This window comes from Pseudomonas sp. MF09150 (assembly GCF_059862355.1).
This window is the reverse complement of record NZ_JCBCUS010000004.1, coordinates 313,304-334,565: the sequence shown is the minus strand read 5'-3', so window position 1 is coordinate 334,565 and position 21,262 is coordinate 313,304. Positions and strand designations below refer to the sequence as shown.

Below are 21,262 nucleotides of genomic sequence, written 5' to 3'. Positions count from 1 at the left end.
CATCATCTTCCAGTGGTCACCTAAAAAGGCGCGAGTATTGAACTCGCGCCTTTTTTATTACTCCAAGGCTGGGAGAAGCGCGGGCTCGTCCCGCTTGTGATGGTCAGGAGGTTCACGTGAACAAGTCGTTACTGGTTGGTGCGGTATTGGGTGCTGTCGGTGTGACTGCCGGGGGTGCTGTTGCCACCTACAGCCTGGTTAAAAGCGGCCCTGAGTATGCGCAAGTGCTGGCAGTTCAGCCGGTTAAACAACAGATCAAGACTCCACGCGAGGTCTGCAAGGACGTCGCGGTAACCCGTCAGCGCCCGGTCAAGGATGAGCATCAGATCCTTGGTACGGTGGCCGGTGCGGTTGGCGGTGGTTTGCTGGGCAGTATGATCGGCGGCGGCAACGGCAAAAAGATCGCCACCGTGGCGGGTGCAGTGGGTGGTGGTTATGCCGGTAACAAGGTGCAGGAAGGCATGCAGGAGCGTGATACCTACACCACCACTCAGACTCGCTGTAACACCGTCAATGACATCAGCGACAAGGTCGTGGGTTATGACGTGAAGTACGAACTGGATGGCAAGCAAGGCCAGGTGCGTATGGATCGTGATCCGGGTAACCAGATTCCGGTCAATAAAGAAGGCAAGTTGATCCTGAGTCAGAATCAGGAACAGCCGGGGCAGTAAGCTCGGGCCGATAAAAGAGCCGTCCTCAGGGGCGGCTTTTTTATCGGCTGAGTATTTTCAGGCATAAAAAAAGCACCCCGTAGGGTGCTTTTTTGTCGCTGGCGCTTAGCGCTTCAGCGAAGCCGGCAGGTGCGGCTGGATGGCGGTCAGGACCGCTTTGAAGCACTTGGTGTTGCCGGCAACCACGTGGCCTTTTTCCAGGAAGTCGTGACCGCCGGTGAAGTCGCTCACCAGGCCGCCCGCTTCCTGAATCAGCAGGGCGCCCGCAGCCATGTCCCACTCGGACAGGCCCGACTCCCAGAAAGCATCGAAACGGCCGGCGGCCACGTAAGCCAGGTCCAGGCTGGCGGCACCGGCGCGGCGGATGCCGGCGGTCTGGCCAACCAGGGCGCGGAACATGCCCAAGTAGTTGTCGAGGTTGTCCATCTGGTCGTCACGGAACGGGAAGCCGGTACCCAGCAGGGCGCCGTCCAGGCTGGTGCGGCCGCTGACGCGCAGGCGACGACCGTTCAGTTGGGCGCCACGACCGCGGCTGGCGGTGAATTCTTCCTGGCGAACCGGGTCCAGAACAACGGCGTGTTCCAGGCGACCACGGTATTTGCAGGCAATGCTGACGGCAAAGTGAGGAATGCCGCGCAGGAAGTTGGTGGTGCCGTCCAGTGGGTCGATGATCCACAGGTATTCTTCGCCTTCACCGCTGCCCGCGTGCAGGCCGGTTTCTTCACCGAGGATGCCGTGGGTTGGGTAGGCTTTGCGCAACGCATCGATGATCTTCTGCTCGGCAGCGCGATCAACTTCGGATACGTAGTCTTTGGCGTCTTTTTCGTCGACCTTGATGGTATCCAGGCGCTCGATGGAGCGGAAAATCAATTCACTGGCGCTGCGGGCGGCGCGCAGCGCGATATTCAGCATTGGCTGCATGGATGTGTCACCTAAGGTTGTTAAAGAAAGCCGAGCATTCTAGCAGAAAACTTTTGCAGATGAAGGTCGACATTCGCTTTCCTCATTTTGAGCGGGGCGCTGACCCAGTAAATGTGCGCACTTTTTGACCAGCGGTCGTTTGCGCAAGGCGCTAGAAGGTGCGCGCCGCTTAGTGTATCCGGGGCTCTCGGTTATTTTTGAGGCGTGACTGCTGGCTGTTCTGTAAGATTTGCTCCCCTTTCCGTGTCCGAGAGCGCCTCCCTTGCTGCAGAACATTCGTGTCGTCCTGGTCAATACCAGTCATCCCGGGAATATCGGTGGGGCTGCGCGTGCCATGAAGAACATGGGCCTGTCGCGGCTGGTGCTGGTTGAGCCGCGGATTTTCCCGTCCCACGAGGCTGATGCCCGTGCCTCTGGCGCCACGGACATCCTGGAAAATGCGCAGGTCGTCGCCACCCTGGAAGAGGCGCTGGCGGGCTGCACCCTGGTATTTGGTACCAGTGCCCGTGATCGGCGTATTCCCTGGCCCTTGCTCGACCCCCGTGAATCCGGGTTGAAGGTGGTGGAAGAGGCGGGGCAGGGCGCACAGATCGCCCTGGTGTTCGGCCGTGAAGATTCCGGCCTGACCAATGACGAGCTGCAGCGATGTCACTTCCATGTGCATATCCCGTCGGACCCTGAGTTCAGTTCGCTGAACCTGGCGACGGCGGTGCAGGTGTTGACCTATGAGGTGCGCATGTCCTGGCTGGCGGCCGAGGGCCGGCCGAGCAAGGTCGAGAAGGATGAAGTGGCGTCGCCGCGTAGTGATGAGCTGGCGACCATGGATGAGTTGGAGCGGTTCTACGAGCATCTGCAGCAGACGCTGGTGGCCATCGACTTCCTCAATCCGGAAAAACCGCGGCACTTGATGGCGCGCCTGCGTCGGTTGTACGGTCGCAGCTCGGTCAGCCGGGCGGAAATGAATATTTTGCGAGGCATCCTCACGGAGACCCAGAAAGCGGCCCGTGGCGAGCTCATCAAGCGGAAGAATGAAGATGTTTGAGCGTTTGCGTGAAGATATCCAGAGTGTTTTTCACCGTGATCCGGCGGCGCGCAATGCCTTTGAGGTGCTGACCTGCTACCCGGGCATGCACGCCATCTGGATTCATCGCCTGTCAGGCGCGCTGTGGGGCATGGGGTGGAAGTGGCTGGCGCGGCTGGTGTCGAACTTCGGCCGCTGGTTGACCGGGATCGAGATTCACCCGGGGGCCAAGGTCGGTCGTCGGTTCTTTATTGACCACGGCATGGGCATCGTCATCGGTGAGACCGCCGAGATCGGCGATGACGTGACCCTGTACCAGGGCGTTACCCTGGGTGGCACCAGCTGGAATAAAGGCAAGCGCCATCCGACCCTGGAAGATGGTGTGGTGGTGGGGGCGGGCGCCAAGGTCCTGGGCCCATTCACTGTTGGTGCCGGGGCCAAGGTCGGTTCCAATGCGGTGGTGACCAAGGCCGTGCCCGCGGGCGCGACGGTGGTGGGGATTCCTGGGCGCATCATTATCAAGTCCGATGATGAGCAGGAAGCCAAGCGCAAGGCCATGGCCGAGAAGCTGGGCTTTGATGCCTACGGTGTCAGCGAAGACATGCCGGACCCGGTGGCTCGCGCCATTGGCCAACTGCTGGATCACCTGCAGGCGGTCGATGGTCGCCTTGAAGGCATGTGCGGCGCATTGAAAGACTTGGGCAGCAACTATTGCGCCCAGGATCTGCCAGCACTGCGCGAAGAGGACTTTGCCGGAGTCAAGGACAAGGGCGACAGTCAGGTCGGCTAAGGCTGCTGCCGCAAGTCGATGCGTGTGCGTTGATGGCGATCTGCCTCGGATTATCGGCCTCTGGATCGCCGGCGAGCTAGGTTGGGCGGGCGGATGATGTCATTTTGATGGTGCATTGATCTCCCGCAGGTCGGCCGCCAGCGCCGGTATGTGCCATTACGCCGCAGACTTTGCTATGATTCGCGCGCTCTTTTGCGGGTAAACCCGACTAAAGTAGTTGGTCTTATAGTTGACTCGATTACTCGGGTATTGCATACTCGCCCTCATCCCGAAACACTCTGTGGTAATTGTCCATGCGACTCACTACTAAAGGCCGATACGCGGTAACTGCCATGCTCGACCTGGCGTTGCACGCGCAACATGGCCCGGTGTCCCTGGCCGATATCTCTGAGCGCCAAGGCATCTCCCTGTCCTATCTCGAACAGCTCTTCGCCAAGCTGCGCCGCAGCAATCTGGTGTCCAGTGTGCGTGGCCCGGGTGGCGGCTATCAGCTGTCGCGCGACATGCAGGGAATCCAGGTAGCTCAGGTGATCGATGCGGTGAACGAATCGGTCGATGCCACCAAATGCCAGGGCCAGGGTGACTGCCATTCCGGCGACACCTGCCTGACTCACCACTTGTGGTGTGATCTGAGCCTGCAGATTCACGAATTTCTGAGCGGTATCAGCTTGGCTGACCTTGTGACTCGCCGTGAGGTGCAAGAAGTAGCCCAGCGTCAGGATCAGCGCCGCTGTAATGGCAAGGCGCCACGCCTGGATAAGATCGAAGCGTCCGCCGTCGAATGACAGCCAAAGAGCCAGCGGAACGCCAGCCAGCCTGATTTAGGAGAGAGTCCATGAAATTGCCGATTTACCTTGATTACTCAGCGACCACCCCGGTTGACCCGCGTGTCGCGCAAAAGATGAGTGAATGCCTGCTGGTCGACGGAAACTTCGGTAACCCGGCGTCCCGTTCCCACGTGTTTGGCTGGAAGGCCGAAGAATCGGTCGAAAACGCCCGTCGCCAAGTGGCTGACCTGGTGAATGCCGATCCGCGTGAGATCGTCTGGACTTCCGGTGCCACCGAATCCGACAACCTGGCAATCAAGGGTGTCGCGCACTTCTACGGCAGCAAGGGTAAGCACCTGATCACCTCCAAGATCGAGCACAAGGCTGTCCTGGACACCATGCGCCAACTGGAGCGTGAAGGTTTTGAAGTTACCTACATCGAGCCGGGCGAAGATGGCCTGATCACTCCGGCCATGGTTGAAGCCGCACTGCGCGACGACACCATCCTCGTGTCGATCATGCACGTGAACAACGAGATCGGTACCGTCAACGACATCGCCGCCATCGGCGAACTGACTCGCTCCAAGGGCGTTCTGTTCCACGTCGACGGCGCCCAGTCCACTGGCAAGGTCGATATCGACCTGCAGAAGCTGAAAGTCGACCTGATGTCGTTCTCGGCCCACAAGACCTACGGTCCGAAAGGCATTGGCGCGCTGTACGTCAGCCGCAAGCCGCGCGTGCGTCTGGAAGCCACCATGCACGGTGGCGGTCATGAGCGCGGCATGCGCTCCGGCACCCTGGCGACCCACCAGATCGTCGGCATGGGCGAAGCGTTCCGTGTGGCCAAGGAAGACATGGCTGCCGAGAACCTGCGCATCAAGGCCCTGAGCGATCGCTTCTACAAGCAGGTCGAGCATCTGGAAGAGCTGTACATCAACGGCAGCATGACCGCCCGTGTACCGCACAACCTGAATCTGAGCTTCAACTACGTTGAAGGCGAGTCGCTGATCATGGCCCTCAAGGACCTGGCAGTATCCTCCGGTTCGGCCTGCACCTCGGCTTCGCTTGAGCCTTCGTACGTACTGCGCGCCCTGGGCCGCAACGACGAACTGGCCCATAGCTCGATCCGCTTCACCTTCGGTCGCTTCACCACCGAAGAAGAAATCGATTACGCCGCGCAGAAAGTCTGCGAGGCCGTCACCAAGCTGCGCGCTCTGTCGCCGCTGTGGGACATGTTCAAAGACGGCGTCGACATCTCGAAAATCGAGTGGGCGGCACACTGATATATAAGTCGCCGCCAGCGGGTTCTGCCGAACGTATCGATTACGGCGATTTGCAGGACCCCAAGAGCGACTCTCTGATGAGTGAGGATTAAGAATCATGGCTTACAGCGAAAAGGTCATCGACCATTACGAAAACCCGCGCAACGTCGGCAAGATGAACGCGGAAGACCCTGATGTCGGCACTGGCATGGTCGGCGCTCCAGCGTGCGGCGACGTGATGCGCCTGCAGATCAAGGTCAACGAGCAAGGCATCATCGAAGATGCCAAGTTCAAGACTTACGGCTGCGGTTCGGCCATCGCCTCCAGTTCCCTGGCCACCGAGTGGATGAAGGGCAAGACCCTGGACGAGGCTGAAACCATCAAGAACACTCAGCTGGCCGAAGAACTGGCCCTACCGCCAGTGAAAATCCACTGCTCGGTACTCGCGGAAGACGCCATCAAGGCCGCTGTTCGCGACTACAAGCAGAAGAAAGGCCTGATCTGATTCATTCGGATTCAGCTTTCACAGATTGAGCGACAAGTAAGGAGTCACGATGGCTATCAGCATGACAGAAGCGGCTGCTCAACACGTGCGACGCTCCCTCAACGGGCGCGGCAAGGGTGATGGGATTCGTCTGGGTGTTCGCACCACGGGCTGTTCCGGCCTTGCCTACGTGCTGGAGTTCGTCGACGAGGTGGGTGAAGACGATCAGGTGTTCGAAAGTCACGGCGAGAAAGTGATCATCGACCCGAAAAGTCTGACCTATCTGGACGGCACCGAACTGGATTTCGTCAAGGAAGGGTTGAACGAAGGCTTCAAGTTCAACAACCCCAACGTACGCGGTGAATGTGGCTGCGGCGAAAGCTTCAACATCTGAGGCTTCTTGTGGGTACTCCTTGTCATTTCGCTTTATTTGAACTGCAGCCCAGCTTTCGCCTGGACCTCGAGCAGTTGGCTACGCGCTACCGTGAGTTGGCGCGCGGCGTCCACCCCGACCGTTTCGCTGACGCTTCCGAGCGTGAGCAGCGGCTGGCGCTCGAGCAATCCGCGAGCCTCAACGAGGCCTACCAGACGCTCAAAAGCCCTCCCAAGCGTGCGCGCTACCTGCTCGCCATGGGCGGTCGCGAGTTACCGCTGGAGGTCACGGTGCATGATCCGGAGTTTCTTCTGCAGCAGATGCAGTGGCGCGAAGAACTCGAAGACCTGCAGGACAGCGCCGACCTGGCGGGTGTTGCGGTGTTCAAACGGCGTCTGAAAGTCGCGCAGGATGAGTTGAACGAAAGCTTCGCAGCTTGTTGGGATGATGCAGCGCAACGCGAACAGGCCGAACGCCTGATGCGGCGCATGCAGTTCCTCGACAAGCTCACGTATGAAGTGCGCCAGTTAGAAGAGCGCCTCGACGATTAACCCAGTGCTGCCCATGTTGCACGCCTGATAGACAGATAAGACCTGATTACCATGGCCCTACTGCAGATCGCCGAACCCGGCCAAAGTCCTCAACCGCACCAGCGTCGTCTGGCTGTGGGGATCGACTTGGGCACCACCAATTCGCTGGTCGCTGCATTGCGCAGTGGTCTTTCCGAACCGCTGGCGGACGCTGATGGGCGGGTCATCCTGCCTTCCGCCGTGCGCTACCACGCTGATCGTGTCGAGGTCGGCGAGTCTGCCCGGCTGGCGGCGTCTGCCGATCCCTTGAATACCGTGCTGTCGGTCAAGCGCTTGATGGGTCGTGGTCTGTCCGACGTCAAGCAATTGGGCGAGCAGTTGCCGTATCGCTTTGTCGATGGCGAGTCGCACATGCCGTTCATCGACACGGTGCAGGGCCCGAAAAGCCCGGTCGAAGTCTCCGCCGAGATCCTCAAGGTGCTGCGTCAGCGCGCCGAGTCGACCCTGGGTGGCGAGTTGGTAGGGGCGGTGATCACCGTTCCGGCCTACTTTGACGACGCACAGCGTCAGGCCACCAAAGACGCGGCCAAACTGGCGGGTCTGAATGTGCTGCGTTTGCTCAACGAGCCGACCGCAGCGGCGGTGGCCTATGGCCTGGATCAGCACGCCGAAGGCGTGGTGGCGATCTACGACCTGGGCGGCGGCACCTTTGATATTTCCATTCTGCGCCTGACCGGCGGTGTGTTCGAAGTGCTGGCCACCGGTGGCGACACCGCCCTGGGCGGCGATGACTTCGATCACGCGATTGCCGGCTGGATCATCGACAGTGCCGGTTTGTCGGCCGATCTCGATCCAGGCGCGCAGCGTCGTTTGCTGCAAACCGCCTGCGCCGCCAAGGAAGCCCTGACCCACGCCGATTCGGTGGACGTGGTCTATGGCGAATGGCGCGCGGCGCTGACTCGTGAACAGTTCGACGCTCTGATCGAACCCATGGTTGCGCGTAGCCTCAAGGCGTGCCGCCGTGCGGTGCGTGATTCCAATGTCGAGCTCGATGATGTGCAGGCAGTGGTCATGGTCGGCGGTTCGACCCGTGTGCCACGCGTGCGCCAGGCCGTCGGCGAGATGTTCGGGCGTGAGCCGTTGACCGAAATCGACCCGGATCAAGTGGTGGCCATCGGGGCCGCGATCCAGGCCGATACCTTGGCCGGCAACAAGCGTGACGGCGGCGAACTGCTGTTGCTGGACGTGATTCCGCTGTCCCTGGGGCTGGAAACCATGGGCGGGTTGATGGAGAAGGTGATTCCACGCAACACCACCATCCCCGTCGCCCGTGCCCAGGACTTCACCACCTACAAGGATGGCCAGTCGGCCATGATGATTCACGTGCTGCAGGGTGAGCGCGAGCTGATCAGCGATTGCCGCTCCCTGGCGCGCTTCGAATTGCGCGGTATTCCGCCGATGGTGGCGGGTGCGGCGAAAATCCGCGTGACCTTCCAGGTCGATGCCGATGGCCTGCTCAGTGTGGCGGCCCGTGAGCTGGGGTCGGGCGTTGAAGCCAGCATCCAGGTCAAGCCGTCCTACGGCCTGACCGATGGCGAAATCGCCAAGATGCTCAAGGATTCGTTCCAATATGCCGGCGACGACAAGGTCGCCCGTGTCCTGCGTGAGCAGCAGGTCGATGCCCAGCGCCTGATCGAGGCGGTGCAAGGCGCCCTGGAGGCTGATGGCGAGCGCCTGCTGGATGCCGAAGAGCGCATGGTCATCGAGTTGCAGATGCAGGAACTGGCCGAACTGATGAAGGGTACCGATGGTTACGCCATCGAGCAGCAGACCAAGCGTCTGTCGCAAGTGACCGATGCTTTTGCTGCCCGACGCCTGGATTCGACGGTGAAAGCCGCGCTGGCGGGGCGCAACTTGAATGAAATCGAGGAATAACTGATGCCGCAGATCATTTTTCTGCCACATGCCGTGCTGTGCCCGGAAGGTCTGGTTGTAGAGGTTGCGCCCGGTACCTCGATTCTCGAAGTGGCCCACGATAACCATATCGAGATCGAAAGCGCCTGCGGCGGTGTCTGTGCCTGCACCACCTGCCACTGCGTGATTCGTGAAGGGTTCGATTCGCTGAATGAAGCGGACGAACTGGAAGAGGACATGCTGGACAAGGCCTGGGGGCTTGAGCCTCAGTCGCGCCTGTCCTGCCAGGCGATCGTCGGTGAAGAAGACCTGACCGTCGAAATCCCGAAATACTCGCTCAACCATGCCGCCGAAGCGCCGCACTGATTCAAGGAATAGTCATGAGTCTGAAGTGGGTTGATGTGCTGGAAATCGCGATTCAGCTGGCCGAATCCCGGCCGGAAGTGGATCCGCGCTATGTAAACTTTGTCGATCTGCACAAGTGGGTTCTGGCACTGCCGGAGTTCAGCGACGATCCGGCTCGCGGTGGCGAGAAAGTTCTTGAAGCAATTCAGGCTGCCTGGATTGAAGAAGCGGACTGAATCCGCGCTGTACGCAGTTAGGCAATCCCTATAAACCCGCGTATAATTCGCGGGTTTAATTTTTCGCAAATTACCGTTTCTGGAGTTACACCATGGCTGTTCAACGTACTTTCTCCATCATCAAGCCTGACGCTGTTGCAAAAAACGTCATCGGCAAGATCGTTTCCCGTTTCGAAGAAGCCGGCCTGCGCGTTGTAGCTTCGAAAATGAAGCAACTGTCCAAAGCTGAAGCCGAAGGCTTCTACGCTGAGCACAGCGCTCGTGGTTTCTTCGGCGAGCTGGTTGCCTTCATGACTTCCGGTCCGGTTGTTGTTCAGGTTCTGGAAGGCGAAAACGCTATCGCTCTGAACCGTGAGCTGATGGGCGCTACCAACCCTAAAGAAGCTGCTGCCGGCACCATCCGTGCTGACTTCGCCGAGTCCATCGACGCCAACGCCGTTCACGGTTCGGACTCCGAAGCCGCTGCTGCTCGCGAAATCGCTTACTTTTTCGCTGCTACTGAAGTAACCACTCGCTAAGCATTGGCTTAAGAGTGAAGGTGAATCCATGACTACATCGACTGTAAAAACCAACCTGTTGGGTCTGACTCAACAGGAAATGGAAAAATTCTTCGACTCAATCGGGGAGAAGCGTTTCCGTGCCGGTCAGGTAATGAAATGGATTCACCACCTTGGCGTCGATGATTTCGACGCCATGACGAACGTCAGCAAAGCCTTGCGCGACAAGCTCAAGGTGATTGCTGAGGTTCGCGGTCCTGAAGTCGTCAGCGAGGACATCTCCAGCGATGGCACCCGTAAATGGGTGGTGCGCGTGGCGTCCGGCAGCTGCGTCGAGACCGTGTACATTCCCCAGGGCAAACGCGGCACTCTTTGCGTTTCGTCCCAGGCAGGCTGTGCCCTGGATTGCAGTTTCTGCTCCACCGGCAAGCAAGGTTTCAACAGCAACCTCACCGCCGCCGAAGTCATCGGCCAGGTGTGGATTGCCAATAAATCGTTCGGCAGCATCCCGGCGACCGCCGACCGTGCCATCACCAACGTGGTGATGATGGGCATGGGCGAGCCGCTGCTGAACTTCGACAACGTCGTCGCGGCCATGCACCTGATGATGGACGACCTGGGTTACGGCATCTCCAAGCGCCGAGTGACCCTGTCGACCTCCGGCGTGGTGCCGATGATCGATGAGCTGTCCAAGCACATCGACGTCTCGCTGGCGTTGTCCCTGCACGCTCCCAACGATGCGTTGCGCAACCAGCTGGTGCCGATCAACAAGAAGTACCCGCTGAAGATGCTGCTCGAGTCCTGCCAGCGCTACATGTCGTCCCTGGGCGAAAAGCGCGTGCTGACCATCGAGTACACGTTGCTCAAGGACATCAACGACAAGGTCGAGCATGCGGTTGAAATGATCGAGTTGCTCAAGAACATTCCGTGCAAGATCAACCTGATTCCGTTCAACCCGTTCCCGCACTCCGGTTACGAGCGGCCGAGCAACAATGCCATCCGTCGTTTCCAGGACCAGCTGCATCACGCCGGTTTCAACGTCACCGTGCGCACCACCCGTGGTGAGGACATCGATGCCGCCTGTGGCCAACTGGTCGGGCAGGTGCTGGACCGCACCCGTCGCAGCGAACGCTATATTGCGGTGCGCGAGTTGAGCGCCGATGCCGATATGCCGCAAAGCGCCGCGAATCGTACTTGAGAGAGGCTCTCCATGACCTTTCGCGTTGCGCTGCTGTTGCTGGTTGTCAGCCTCTCGGCTGGCTGCGTTCTGTCGGGTGATTTCAACCCGCTGAACACCAGCAAGGGCCGCGACGAAGCGCGTCAGGCCTATGTGCAACTGGGTTTGGGGTATCTGCAACAGGGCATGACCGAACGTGCCAAGGTGCCGCTGAAGAAAGCCCTGGAGCTGGATGAGTCGGACGCCGATGCCAATGCCGCCCTGGGGCTGGTGTTCCAGGCCGAGATGGAGCCGGAGCTGGCCGACGAGCATTTTCGCAAGGCCTTGGCCTCGCGCCCTGCCGATGCTCGGATCCTCAATAACTACGGCAGCTTTCTCTTCGAAGAAAAACGTTACAAAGAGGCTTATCAGCGCTTTGAACAGGCTGCTGCTGATACCCTGTACCCCGAGCGTTCTCGCGTGTTCGAGAACCTTGGCATGACCGCAAAGAAATTGGGGCAGCGTGAGTTGGCCCAGCAGCAACTGGAAAAAGCCCTGCGTCTGAATCGTCAACAACCGCACGCCTTGCTGGAAATGGCTGAGTTGTCCTTCGAAGACAGGCATTATGTCCCCGCACGCGACTATTACGACCGTTTTAGCCTGCTGAGCGAGCAAAATGCACGTAGTCTATTGCTCGGCGTTCGGCTGGCGGATGTGTTTGAAGATCGCGACAAGGCCGCCAGTTATGGTCTGCAATTAAAACGACTCTATCCCGGTACGCCGGAATATCAGCAATACCTGTCGGAGCAATGATGAAAGCGGCGCATCCCGAAGTTCTAGCAGTGACTCGCGTAAACCCCGGTGAGACCCTGCGTCAGGCCCGCGAAAGCAATGGTTGGTCGCAGGCAGAAGTGGCCCTGAAGCTCAATCTCACCGTGAGCTCGCTGAATAATCTGGAAACCGGTGCTTTCGACAAGCTGCCGGGACATACCTTTTCCCGTGGTTATATCCGTGCCTACGCCAAGTTGCTGGGGATGGAGCAGACCAACCTGGTCCAGCAGTTCGACCTTTACACCGGCTCCGACTCTCAAGGCAGCAGCGTGCATGCCTTGGGTCGTATTGAAGAACCGGTCCGGGTTTCCCATACCATTTTGCGCATCGTCAGCCTGTTGCTGCTGGTGGCTGTGGTCGGCGGTGGCTTTATCTGGTGGCAGGATCAGACCTCGCTGCGCAGCAAGGACCTGACGTCGTTCGGCCAGGAGCACGTCGAAGTCGAAGGCGCCGATGGCACCACACAGATTCACCCGATCGACGAGCCGGAAGACCAGGCCGTGGTCGAAGGTCAGGCTGAAGGGGGCGCTACCAACCTCGCCCTGCCTCAGGCTCAGACCCCGGCTGAAGCCCCGGCCAGCCCCGCTGCCCCCGCTGCTTCTGCTCCAACCGTTGCAGCGCCGGCCCATACCGCGCCCGCTCCGGTGGTCAGCGCCCCGGCAGCAGCCGCGCCGACTGCGCCGGTAACGCCTGCCCCAACGGTTGCCGCCCCGGCCGTATCGGCACCCGCAGCAGCCCCGGTGGCAGGTTCGGGTCAGGTCCAGATTCAATTCATCGCTGATTGCTGGGCCCAGGTCATTGATGGCAATGGCAAGGTGCTGCTCAGTGGCCTCAAGCGTAAAGGCGAAACCGCCGACGTGACGGGCAAGCCGCCATTTGCCGTACGCCTGGGCTACGCCCGTGGCGCGCAAATCAGCTACAACGGACAAGCGGTCGATGTGGCTCCGTTCACCAGTGGCGAGACCGCTCGCCTGAAGTTAGGTCAATAAGTCATGCACGGCGAATCTCCAATCAAACGTCGCGAGTCCCGCAAAATCTGGGTCGGCTCGGTGCCTGTGGGGGGCGATGCCCCGATCGCGGTGCAGAGCATGACCAACAGCGATACCAATGACGTGGCCGCCACCGTGGCCCAGATCAACCGTCTGGAAGCCGCAGGCGTGGATATCGTGCGGGTATCGGTCCCGGACATGGACGCTGCCGAAGCATTCGGTCGCATCAAGCAGTTGGTCAAGGTACCGCTGGTGGCCGACATTCACTTCGACTACCGGATCGCCCTGCGCGTGGCTGAGCTGGGCGTCGATTGCCTGCGGATCAACCCGGGCAACATCGGTCGTGAAGACCGTGTGCGTGCTGTGGTCGATGCCGCCCGTGACCGCGGGATCCCGATCCGCATCGGCGTCAACGCCGGCTCCCTGGAAAAGGATCTGCAGAAGAAATACGGCGAACCGACCCCGGCAGCCCTGGTTGAGTCGGCCCTGCGTCACGTCGAGCACCTTGAACGCCTGAATTTCCAGGATTTCAAGGTCAGCGTAAAGGCCTCCGATGTGTTCATGGCTGTCGAAGCCTACCGCCTGCTGGCCAAGGAAATCGTCCAGCCGCTGCATCTGGGCATCACCGAAGCCGGTGGTTTGCGCTCAGGCACGGTGAAATCCGCCGTGGGCCTCGGTATGCTGCTGGCCGACGGGATTGGCGATACTATTCGCATCTCGCTGGCGGCTGACCCGGTCGAGGAAGTGAAAGTCGGCTACGACATTCTCAAATCCCTGCATCTGCGTTCCCGTGGTATCAACTTCATCGCCTGCCCGAGCTGCTCGCGGCAGAACTTCGATGTGGTCAAGACCATGAACGAGCTGGAAGGGCGCCTTGAAGACCTGTTGGTGCCGCTGGATGTTGCGGTCATCGGCTGTGTGGTCAACGGTCCAGGTGAAGCCAAGGAGGCCCATATCGGCCTGACTGGCGGTACACCGAACCTGATTTACATCGACGGCAAGCCGTCGCAGAAATTGACGAATGAGAATCTGGTGGATGAGCTGGAAAAGCTGATCCGCCAGAAAGCGGCCGAAAAGGTCGAAGCTGACGCTGCGGTGATCGCGCGCGGCTGATTCAACAGAATTTAAGGATTTTTAGTGAGCAAGTCTCTGCAAGCCATTCGTGGCATGAATGACATCCTGCCCGAGCAGACGCCCCTGTGGCGCTATTTCGAGAGCACTGTGGCGCGCCTGCTGGATAACTACGGTTACAAGCAGATCCGCATGCCGATCGTCGAGTTCACCGATCTGTTCAAGCGCTCCATCGGCGAAGTGACCGACATTGTCGAAAAAGAGATGTACACCTTCGAAGACCGTAACGGCGACTCCCTGACCCTGCGTCCGGAAGGCACCGCCGCGTGCGTGCGCGCGGTCCTCGAACACGGCATTACCGGCGGTGGCCAGGTGCAGAAGTTGTGGTACATCGGTCCGATGTTCCGCCACGAACGCCCGCAGAAAGGCCGTTATCGCCAGTTTCACCAGATCGGTTGCGAGGTGTTCAACCTCGACGGTCCGGACATCGACGCCGAACTGATCGTACTGACCTGGCGCCTGTGGGGCGAGCTGGGTATTCGTGACGCGGTCAAGCTCGAACTCAACAGCCTGGGCACCGCCGAGGCTCGTGCCCGTTATCGCGACGCGCTGGTGGAATTCCTCTCGGCCCGCCTCGAGTTGCTGGATGAAGACAGCCAGCGCCGCCTGAAAACCAACCCGCTGCGGGTGCTCGATACCAAGCATCCCGAGACTCAGGCGGTATTGGTGGATGCGCCGAAACTGGCCGACTACCTCGACGAAGAGTCGCGGGTGCATTTCGAAGGCCTCAAGGCGCGCCTGGACGCTGCCGGCATTCCGTATGTGATCAACCCCAAGTTGGTCCGTGGCCTGGATTACTACAGCAAGACGGTTTTCGAATGGGTCACCGACAAGCTCGGCGCCCAGGGCACAGTCTGCGCGGGCGGTCGTTACGACGGCCTGGTGGAGCAGATGGGCGGTAAGCCGACCCCGGGCGTAGGTTTTGCCATGGGTATCGAGCGCCTGGTGCTGCTGCTGGAAACCCTGGAGCAGATCCCGGACGAGATTTCCCGTCAGGTCGATGTCTACCTCTGCGCCTTTGGCGAGGCTGCCGAACTGGCCGCCCTGGCCTTGAGCGAGCGGGTTCGCGATCAACTGCCAAACCTGCGCCTGCAGATCAACGCCGGCGCCGGTAGCTTCAAGAGTCAATTCAAGAAGGCCGACAAGAGCGGTGCGCTGTACGCACTGATCCTCGGTGACGACGAACTGGCCCAGCAAGTGGTAGGTTTCAAACCCCTGCGTGGCCAGGGCGAACAACAAAGCATTGCCTGGGATGCGCTCGCTGCACACCTGGCCACCTGCGTCGTGCAGGGTTGAAGCTGTCAAACAGCCGAATTTAGCGATTAAGGAGTATTGGGGTGTCGAGTACCGAAGATGAACAGCTGACGGAATTCAAAGACTGGTGGCAGCGCAACGGCAAACCCCTGGTTACTGGCGGCCTGTTGGCGCTGGTCATCGTGTTCGGCTGGCAGGCCTGGCACAAGTATCAGAGCAACCAGTCGCAAGGCGCCTCGATGCTCTATCAGCAATTGCTTGAAACCACGCTGACCCCTGACGGCAAGCCGGATGCGGCGCGCGTTGCGGACCTGGCCGGCAAGCTCAACAGCGAGTTCGGCGGCACCGCCTACGCGCAATACGGCAGCCTGTTCGTGGCCAAGGTCGCGGTCGATACCGGCAAGCTGGACGATGCTGCCAGCGAGCTCAAGGCGATTGCCGACAAGCCTGTGAACCCGACCCTGGGTGAAGTTGCACGCCAGCGCCTGGCGCAGGTACTGGCCGCACAGAACAAAGCCGATGAAGCACTGAAGCTGCTCGACGGCGATGCTGACAAGTCGTTCCTGGCCACTCGTGAAGAGCTCAAGGGCGACCTGCTGGTCCAACTGGGCAGGATCGACGAAGCCCACGCGGCTTACCAAAAAGCCAAGGCTGCGCTGTCTGATGAAGCAGCGGTCGGTGGCCTACAAATCAAGCTGGACGACCTGGCCAAAGGGGATGCGTGACGTGATTCGTTGGAAACATGCAGCATTGCTGGCTCTGGCCATTTTGGCCGCGGGTTGCAGCAGCAACAGCAAAAAAGAACTGCCACCGGCTGAGCTGGTCGACTTCAAAGAAGAAGTGGTCCTGCAGAAGCAGTGGAGCCGTTCGGTCGGTGACGGCCAGGGCGAAACCTACAACATGCTGGTTCCGGCCATCGACGGCGACACCATCTATGCCGCGGACGTTACCGGCGTGGTGATGTCCCTGGATCGCATGAACGGCGACGTCAAATGGAAGAAAGACCTTGAACTGCCTGTTTCCGGCGCCGTTGGCGTGGGTTACGGCCTGGTCATGATCGGCACTCTGAAGGGCGAAGTGGTTGCCCTGGATGCGTCCAGCGGCGAAGAAAAATGGCGCGCTCGCGTGACCAGTGAAGTCCTCGCCCCACCTGCCAGCAATGGCGATGTGGTAGTGGTGCAAACCCAGGACGACCGTGTGATTGGTCTCGACGCCAGCACCGGCAACCAACTCTGGCTCTATGACAGCACTCCTGCAGTACTGACCCTGCGCGGTACCAGTGCTCCGGTGGTGACCAACCGCCTGGCAGTGGCCGGCCTGTCCACCGGTAAAGTGGTCGCCCTGGATATCCGCAACGGCGTGCCGGTGTGGGAGCAGCGTGTGGCTATTCCTCAGGGCCGTTCCGAGCTGGATCGGGTCGTCGACATCGACGGTGGCTTGCTGCTGTCGGGCGGCACCCTGTATGTCGCCAGCTACCAGGGTCGCGTTGCAGCCCTGGACCTGGAAAGCGGTCGTCCGCTCTGGCAGCGTGATGCTTCCAGCTATGCCGGCGTCGCCCAGGGTTTTGGCAGCGTGTACGTGAGCCTGTCGTCGGGCACCGTTGAAGGTGTTGACGAGCGCTCCACCACTGCCCTGTGGAGCAATGACTCGCTGGCTCGCCGCCAACTGTCGGCTCCGGAAGTGTTCTCCAGCTACGTGGCGGTCGGTGACCTGGAAGGTTACCTGCATCTGCTGAGCCAGGTTGACGGTCGTTTCGTCGGCCGTCAGCGCATCGACAGCGACGGCCTGCGTGCGCGTCCGCTGGTGGTGGGTGACATGATTTATGTGTATGGCAACAGCGGCAAACTGGAAGCCCTGACCATCAAGTAATGGTTTGACTATGCTTGGGGGCAGCAATGTCTCCAGGCGGCCTTGCCTTGGCAAGGCTCGTAGCACTTGAACGTGCTGCCCCGAGCACCAGCCGCTGCCTCGCAGCGGCTTTTGTATTTTCTGAAATAACGCAGTGGAGAGCCGCATGGTTCCCGTAATCGCCCTGGTGGGTCGACCGAACGTCGGCAAGTCCACCTTGTTCAACCGCCTGACTCGGACTCGCGACGCCATCGTCGGCGACTTGTCCGGTCTGACCCGTGATCGCCAATACGGTGAGGCCAAGTGGCAAGGGCGCTCCTACATTCTGGTCGACACCGGTGGTATTTCCGGTGACGAGCATGGCATGGATGAAAAGATGGCCGAGCAGTCGTTGCTGGCCATTGAAGAAGCCGACGTCGTTCTGTTCCTGGTAGACGCCAAAGCCGGTTTCACCGCGGCTGACCAGATGATCGCCGAGCACTTGCGCAAGCGTAACAAGCGCTCCTACGTGGTCGCCAACAAGGTCGACAACATCGACCCGGAAATGGCCCGCGCCGAATTCGCCCCGTTGGGCATGGGCCACGCGATTCCAATCGCCGGTGCTCATGGCCGTGGCATCACCCAGATGCTGGAAATCGCCCTGAGCGATTTCCCGAGAGATGAAGAAGAGCCGGAAGAAGGCGAGGAAGAGATCGTTGCCGAAGGCGAGGAAGCCAAGCGCATTCCTGGCCCGAGCGAAAAGGACGGGATCAAGATCGCCATCATCGGCCGGCCGAACGTCGGCAAGTCGACCCTGGTCAACCGCATGCTCGGTGAAGACCGGGTCATCGTCTACGACCAGCCCGGCACCACCCGCGATAGCATCTACATCCCGTTCGAACGTAACGAGGAAAAGTACACGCTGATCGACACCGCCGGTGTGCGCAAGCGCGGCAAGATCCACGAGGAAGTTGAAAAATTTTCGGTGGTGAAAACCCTGCAAGCGATCAAAGACGCCAACGTGGTGATCTTTGTGATGGACGCCCGCGAAGGCGTGGTGGACCACGACCTCAACCTGCTGGGCTTTGCCCTGGAGGCCGGTCGAGCACTGGTGATCGCGATCAACAAGTGGGACGGCATGACGCCGAGCGAGCGCGATTTTGTGAAGATCGAGCTGCAACGTCGGCTGTTCTTCGTCGAGTTCGCCGATATCCACTTTATCTCGGCGCTGCACGGCACCGGCGTGGGTAACCTCTATGCGTCGGTCCAGAACTCGTTCAAGTCCGCAGTGACCCGCTGGCCGACCAACCGTCTGACCCAGATCCTGGAAGACGCGGTAGGCGAGCACGCACCGCCGATGGTCAACAACCGCCGGATCAAGCTGCGTTACGCCCACTTGGGTGGTGCCAACCCGCCGATTATCGTGATCCACGGTAACCAGATCGAGAAGGTGCCCAAGTCGTATGTGCGTTACCTGGAAAACACCTACCGCCGTGTCCTGAAGCTGGTCGGTACGCCGATCCGTATCGAGTTCAAGGGTGGCGAGAACCCATACGAAGGCAACAAGAACACGCTGACTGACCGTCAGGTGAACAAGAAGCGTCGTTTGATGACTCACCACAAGAAAGCCGACAAGAAACGCCGCGATAAGAAGTAAGCAGCGGCGAGTGACACGCTGCCAGTTTCAAAGCGTGTCGCTTAAAACTTGAAGCGCGCAGCTGCTGTCAAAAAGGGTCCTATATGGACCCTTTTTTAATGGCCGGCGTTTGGGCTATCCTCGGGCTCTCCCGCGCCGCCGTAGAGCCGGGTGTTCAGCAGGGAATCCCCATGATCACCAGTAAGTTGCCGAACGTCGGCACCACCATCTTCACCCAAATGTCCCAGCTCGCTGCCGAAACCGGCGCGCTCAACCTGTCTCAGGGTTTTCCGGATTTCGACGGGCCGCAGGCATTGCGCGACGCCGTTGGCCGGCATATCGCCAGCGGTCATAACCAATACGCGCCCATGACCGGGCTGCCGGCGCTACGCCAGCAAGTGGCGGCCAAGATCGCCCGCAGCTATGGCGTGCAGGTTGATCCCGACACTGAGGTGACCATCACGCCTGGCGCGACCCAGGCGATCTTCTGCGCCATTCAGGCGGTGATCCAGCGCGGTGACGAGGTGATCGTCTTCGACCCGTGCTACGACAGCTACGAACCTTCGGTCGAGCTGGCCGGTGGCCGTTGCGTGCATGTGCAACTGGGCGTGAAGGACTTTGCCATCGATTGGCAGAAGCTCGGTGAAGCGCTGAGCCCTCGCACCCGCATGATCATTCTCAACAGCCCGCACAACCCCAGCGGCGCGCTGATCTCACGGGCCGAGCTGGATAAGTTGGCGGCCCTGATTCGCGATCGCGACATTTACCTGGTCAGCGATGAGGTATACGAGCACCTGGTGTTCGACGGTGTACCCCATGTCAGTGTGCTGGCCCATGAGGAGTTGTATCAGCGGGCGTTCGTGGTCAGCTCGTTCGGCAAGACTTATCACGTTACCGGCTGGAAAACCGGTTATGTGGTGGCTCCCCCGGCGCTGAGCGCCGAGCTGCGCAAGGTGCATCAATATGTCAGCTTCTGCGGCGTGACCCCTTTGCAGTACGCTTTGGCCGACTACATGGCCGAGCACCCGGAACATGTCGAAGAGCTGCCAGCGTTCTACCAAGCCAAGCGTGATCTATTCTGCGATCTGCTGGCCCCTTCGCGGTTCAGTTTTACTCGGGTGGCCGGTACTTATTTCCAATTGGTGGACTATTCACAGATTCGTCCGGACCTGAGTGATGTCGAGATGGCGATCTGGATGACCCGTGAACACGGCGTGGCGACCATTCCGGTGTCGGTGTTCTACCAGAGCCCGCCGCAGGAACAGCGTCTGGTACGCCTGTGTTTTGCCAAGCGCGAGGAGACGCTGCGTCAAGCGGCAGAGAAGCTATGCGTGATTTGAGTGCGTTACCCAATCTGAATGTGGCACTGATCCAGACCACCCTGGCCTGGCATGATCGCCAGGCCAACTTCGAGCACTTCGAGCGGTTATTTGAACAGGCCCGCGGCGCGGACCTGATTATCCTGCCCGAGATGTTCACCACCGGATTTTCCATGGAGTCCGAAACCCTGGCCGAGGCCGAGAATGGCCCCACCAGTAAATGGTTGCGCGCCCAGGCCGCGAAACTCGATGCGGTGATCACCGGTAGCGTGATTGTCCAGGCTGCCGACGGCAGCCATCGCAACCGCCTGCTGTGGGCGCGGCCCGATGGTGAGGTCTGGCACTACGACAAGCGCCACCTGTTTCGCATGGCCGGCGAGCACAACCACTACACCCCTGGCGAGCGTCAGGTGCAGTTCGAGCTCAAGGGGTGGCGAGTGCGTCCACTGATTTGCTACGACCTGCGCTTCCCGGTGTGGAGCCGCGATGCCCACGACACCGACCTGCTGCTGTACACCGCCAATTGGCCGGGTGCGCGGCGCCAGCACTGGAATCGCCTGTTGCCGGCGCGGGCCATTGAAAACCTGTGCTATGTGGCTGCTGTGAACCGTGTGGGCACCGACGGTAAAGGCTTTGCCTATACCGGTGACAGCCAGGTGCTGGACTTCCAGGGCGAGACGCTGCTCAGCGCCGGCGACGCCGATGGCGTATTCCAGGTATGCCTGGATGCGGCAGAGCTGGCGGCCTATCGCACCCGGTTCCCGGCCAACCTGGACGCCGATACCTTTGTGTTCACCTGAGAGCAACGGCTGCTTTTTGCATGGGCGGCCTATCAAGATTCGGCGCTGAAGGTCGATAGCAGGTTCAACCAGGGAGATCAATTCATGACCAGTATCGGTGTCACAGCGGTTAACCCTTTCCCAGTCTCAGCGCCCAAGGTCCTGATCAACGGTGCTGATCCGAGCACCGCCAACAGTACTGTACTTGCGCCGGTCGAGGGCGAGGCGGATGAGGGCAGCAAAGAGCTGCGTGTCGACTCTGCCGGCGCCAGTATCGATTCGGTGAAGGGCGGTGGTGACCCGGTCGAAGAGCTGAAAAAGCAGATCGAGCAAACGCAGAAGATGTTGGCGCAGCAGCAACAGGAACTGGCCAGCGCGCAACGCAGTCAGGCCACTGAACAGCAGAAAGCCCAGCGCGTGATGACCATCCAGGCGCAGATCGCAGTCACCAGCAGCACCCTGCAAACCTTGCAGGCGGCACTGTTGCAGGCCATGTTCAGCGTTGATGTGCATGCTTGAGGGCCGAGCC

General features: G+C 60.1%; 24 protein-coding genes. 23 read left to right on the top strand and 1 reads right to left on the bottom strand.

What is annotated here, in order from left to right; all coding sequences use genetic code 11:
* Positions 1-116 precede the first annotated feature (116 nt).
* The gene (locus tag AC19YX_RS17670; protein WP_078472031.1) at positions 117-671 is read left to right on the top strand and encodes a glycine zipper 2TM domain-containing protein; all 555 of its coding nucleotides are present in this window, start codon (positions 117-119) and stop codon (positions 669-671) included.
* A 105-nt stretch (positions 672-776) separates the two neighbouring features.
* Here AC19YX_RS17670 and suhB read toward each other — a convergent pair whose 3' ends face one another.
* Positions 777-1,592, bottom strand: a complete 816-nt coding sequence (gene suhB, locus AC19YX_RS17665) for a type III secretion system regulator SuhB (protein WP_020298465.1) — start codon at positions 1,590-1,592, stop codon at positions 777-779.
* Positions 1,593-1,854: 262 nt separating this feature from the next.
* Between suhB and trmJ the strand changes: the two genes are divergently transcribed.
* The 22 genes from trmJ to AC19YX_RS17555 all read left to right on the top strand — a co-directional run bounded on the left by trmJ (position 1,855) and on the right by AC19YX_RS17555 (position 21,252).
* Complete coding sequence (gene trmJ, locus AC19YX_RS17660; RefSeq protein ID WP_500606689.1) at positions 1,855-2,634, top strand: tRNA (cytosine(32)/uridine(32)-2'-O)-methyltransferase TrmJ; 780 nt, start codon at positions 1,855-1,857, stop codon at positions 2,632-2,634.
* Positions 2,627-3,403, top strand: coding sequence for a serine O-acetyltransferase (gene cysE / locus AC19YX_RS17655; RefSeq protein WP_078472030.1), 777 nt, complete (start codon positions 2,627-2,629; stop codon positions 3,401-3,403). Before trmJ ends, cysE begins: the two co-directional genes overlap by 8 nt.
* Positions 3,404-3,696: 293 nt before the next feature.
* A complete protein-coding gene (iscR, locus tag AC19YX_RS17650; RefSeq protein ID WP_007956690.1) occupies positions 3,697-4,188 on the top strand; it encodes a Fe-S cluster assembly transcriptional regulator IscR in 492 nt (163 codons plus the stop codon).
* Positions 4,189-4,238: 50 nt separating this feature from the next.
* A complete protein-coding gene (locus tag AC19YX_RS17645; RefSeq protein ID WP_078472029.1) occupies positions 4,239-5,453 on the top strand; it encodes an IscS subfamily cysteine desulfurase in 1,215 nt (404 codons plus the stop codon).
* Positions 5,454-5,550: 97 nt separating this feature from the next.
* Positions 5,551-5,937: a Fe-S cluster assembly scaffold IscU gene (gene iscU, locus AC19YX_RS17640; RefSeq protein WP_007929523.1), complete on the top strand. Its 387-nt coding sequence runs from the start codon at positions 5,551-5,553 to the stop codon at positions 5,935-5,937.
* Positions 5,938-5,986: 49 nt separating this feature from the next.
* Positions 5,987-6,310: an iron-sulfur cluster assembly protein IscA gene (gene iscA, locus AC19YX_RS17635; protein ID WP_020298469.1), complete on the top strand. Its 324-nt coding sequence runs from the start codon at positions 5,987-5,989 to the stop codon at positions 6,308-6,310.
* 8 nt (positions 6,311-6,318) lie between these two features.
* Positions 6,319-6,840, top strand: a complete 522-nt coding sequence (gene hscB, locus AC19YX_RS17630) for a co-chaperone HscB (RefSeq protein ID WP_020298470.1) — start codon at positions 6,319-6,321, stop codon at positions 6,838-6,840.
* A 51-nt stretch (positions 6,841-6,891) separates the two neighbouring features.
* On the top strand, positions 6,892-8,754 hold the full coding sequence (hscA, locus tag AC19YX_RS17625) for a Fe-S protein assembly chaperone HscA (RefSeq protein ID WP_500606688.1): 1,863 nt from the start codon (positions 6,892-6,894) through the stop codon (positions 8,752-8,754).
* 3 nt (positions 8,755-8,757) lie between these two features.
* A complete protein-coding gene (fdx, locus tag AC19YX_RS17620) occupies positions 8,758-9,099 on the top strand; it encodes an ISC system 2Fe-2S type ferredoxin (protein WP_020298472.1) in 342 nt (113 codons plus the stop codon).
* Positions 9,100-9,113: 14 nt separating this feature from the next.
* Positions 9,114-9,314, top strand: a complete 201-nt coding sequence (iscX, locus tag AC19YX_RS17615) for a Fe-S cluster assembly protein IscX (protein WP_020298473.1) — start codon at positions 9,114-9,116, stop codon at positions 9,312-9,314.
* Positions 9,315-9,406: 92 nt separating this feature from the next.
* Entirely contained in the window at positions 9,407-9,832 is a 426-nt protein-coding gene (gene ndk / locus AC19YX_RS17610; protein WP_020298474.1) for a nucleoside-diphosphate kinase, read from the top strand.
* A 28-nt stretch (positions 9,833-9,860) separates the two neighbouring features.
* Positions 9,861-11,009 carry a dual-specificity RNA methyltransferase RlmN gene (gene rlmN / locus AC19YX_RS17605; protein WP_020298475.1) on the top strand — a complete coding sequence of 383 codons (1,149 nt, stop codon included), beginning with the start codon at positions 9,861-9,863 and terminating at the stop codon, positions 11,007-11,009.
* A 12-nt stretch (positions 11,010-11,021) separates the two neighbouring features.
* Entirely contained in the window at positions 11,022-11,780 is a 759-nt protein-coding gene (gene pilW, locus AC19YX_RS17600; protein WP_078472025.1) for a type IV pilus biogenesis/stability protein PilW, read from the top strand.
* Entirely contained in the window at positions 11,780-12,787 is a 1,008-nt protein-coding gene (locus AC19YX_RS17595; protein ID WP_201208224.1) for a RodZ domain-containing protein, read from the top strand. The genes pilW and AC19YX_RS17595 overlap by 1 nt, the downstream gene beginning before the upstream one ends.
* A 3-nt stretch (positions 12,788-12,790) precedes the next feature.
* On the top strand, positions 12,791-13,900 hold the full coding sequence (gene ispG / locus AC19YX_RS17590; RefSeq protein WP_020298478.1) for a flavodoxin-dependent (E)-4-hydroxy-3-methylbut-2-enyl-diphosphate synthase: 1,110 nt from the start codon (positions 12,791-12,793) through the stop codon (positions 13,898-13,900).
* Positions 13,901-13,924: 24 nt separating this feature from the next.
* A complete protein-coding gene (gene hisS / locus AC19YX_RS17585) occupies positions 13,925-15,214 on the top strand; it encodes a histidine--tRNA ligase (RefSeq protein ID WP_201127737.1) in 1,290 nt (429 codons plus the stop codon).
* Positions 15,215-15,255: 41 nt separating this feature from the next.
* Positions 15,256-15,897, top strand: coding sequence for a tetratricopeptide repeat protein (locus AC19YX_RS17580; RefSeq protein ID WP_020298480.1), 642 nt, complete (start codon positions 15,256-15,258; stop codon positions 15,895-15,897).
* Positions 15,890-17,041 carry an outer membrane protein assembly factor BamB gene (gene bamB / locus AC19YX_RS17575; protein ID WP_078472022.1) on the top strand — a complete coding sequence of 384 codons (1,152 nt, stop codon included), beginning with the start codon at positions 15,890-15,892 and terminating at the stop codon, positions 17,039-17,041. Before AC19YX_RS17580 ends, bamB begins: the two co-directional genes overlap by 8 nt.
* Positions 17,042-17,186: 145 nt before the next feature.
* Positions 17,187-18,656: a ribosome biogenesis GTPase Der gene (der, locus tag AC19YX_RS17570; protein ID WP_020298482.1), complete on the top strand. Its 1,470-nt coding sequence runs from the start codon at positions 17,187-17,189 to the stop codon at positions 18,654-18,656.
* Between the two features lie 170 nt (positions 18,657-18,826).
* Positions 18,827-19,975, top strand: a complete 1,149-nt coding sequence (locus tag AC19YX_RS17565; protein ID WP_500606687.1) for a pyridoxal phosphate-dependent aminotransferase — start codon at positions 18,827-18,829, stop codon at positions 19,973-19,975.
* Positions 19,963-20,754: an amidohydrolase gene (locus AC19YX_RS17560; protein WP_500606686.1), complete on the top strand. Its 792-nt coding sequence runs from the start codon at positions 19,963-19,965 to the stop codon at positions 20,752-20,754. The genes AC19YX_RS17565 and AC19YX_RS17560 overlap by 13 nt, the downstream gene beginning before the upstream one ends.
* 84 nt (positions 20,755-20,838) lie before the next feature.
* Entirely contained in the window at positions 20,839-21,252 is a 414-nt protein-coding gene (locus AC19YX_RS17555; RefSeq protein WP_500606685.1) for a hypothetical protein, read from the top strand.
* Positions 21,253-21,262 lie beyond the last annotated feature (10 nt).

Coding starts and splice junctions, on each gene's coding strand:
- AC19YX_RS17595 (WP_201208224.1), top strand. CDS start 11,780: ATGAAAGCGGCGCATCCCGAAGTTCTAGCAGTGACTCGCGTAAACCCC.
- pilW (WP_078472025.1), top strand. CDS start 11,022: ATGACCTTTCGCGTTGCGCTGCTGTTGCTGGTTGTCAGCCTCTCGGCT.
- ispG (WP_020298478.1), top strand. CDS start 12,791: ATGCACGGCGAATCTCCAATCAAACGTCGCGAGTCCCGCAAAATCTGG.
- AC19YX_RS17565 (WP_500606687.1), top strand. CDS start 18,827: ATGATCACCAGTAAGTTGCCGAACGTCGGCACCACCATCTTCACCCAA.
- cysE (WP_078472030.1), top strand. CDS start 2,627: ATGTTTGAGCGTTTGCGTGAAGATATCCAGAGTGTTTTTCACCGTGAT.
- bamB (WP_078472022.1), top strand. CDS start 15,890: ATGCGTGACGTGATTCGTTGGAAACATGCAGCATTGCTGGCTCTGGCC.
- fdx (WP_020298472.1), top strand. CDS start 8,758: ATGCCGCAGATCATTTTTCTGCCACATGCCGTGCTGTGCCCGGAAGGT.
- AC19YX_RS17555 (WP_500606685.1), top strand. CDS start 20,839: ATGACCAGTATCGGTGTCACAGCGGTTAACCCTTTCCCAGTCTCAGCG.
- iscU (WP_007929523.1), top strand. CDS start 5,551: ATGGCTTACAGCGAAAAGGTCATCGACCATTACGAAAACCCGCGCAAC.
- rlmN (WP_020298475.1), top strand. CDS start 9,861: ATGACTACATCGACTGTAAAAACCAACCTGTTGGGTCTGACTCAACAG.
- iscA (WP_020298469.1), top strand. CDS start 5,987: ATGGCTATCAGCATGACAGAAGCGGCTGCTCAACACGTGCGACGCTCC.
- ndk (WP_020298474.1), top strand. CDS start 9,407: ATGGCTGTTCAACGTACTTTCTCCATCATCAAGCCTGACGCTGTTGCA.
- der (WP_020298482.1), top strand. CDS start 17,187: ATGGTTCCCGTAATCGCCCTGGTGGGTCGACCGAACGTCGGCAAGTCC.
- iscR (WP_007956690.1), top strand. CDS start 3,697: ATGCGACTCACTACTAAAGGCCGATACGCGGTAACTGCCATGCTCGAC.
- AC19YX_RS17645 (WP_078472029.1), top strand. CDS start 4,239: ATGAAATTGCCGATTTACCTTGATTACTCAGCGACCACCCCGGTTGAC.
- iscX (WP_020298473.1), top strand. CDS start 9,114: ATGAGTCTGAAGTGGGTTGATGTGCTGGAAATCGCGATTCAGCTGGCC.
- hscA (WP_500606688.1), top strand. CDS start 6,892: ATGGCCCTACTGCAGATCGCCGAACCCGGCCAAAGTCCTCAACCGCAC.
- AC19YX_RS17560 (WP_500606686.1), top strand. CDS start 19,963: ATGCGTGATTTGAGTGCGTTACCCAATCTGAATGTGGCACTGATCCAG.
- suhB (WP_020298465.1), bottom strand. CDS start 1,592: ATGCAGCCAATGCTGAATATCGCGCTGCGCGCCGCCCGCAGCGCCAGT.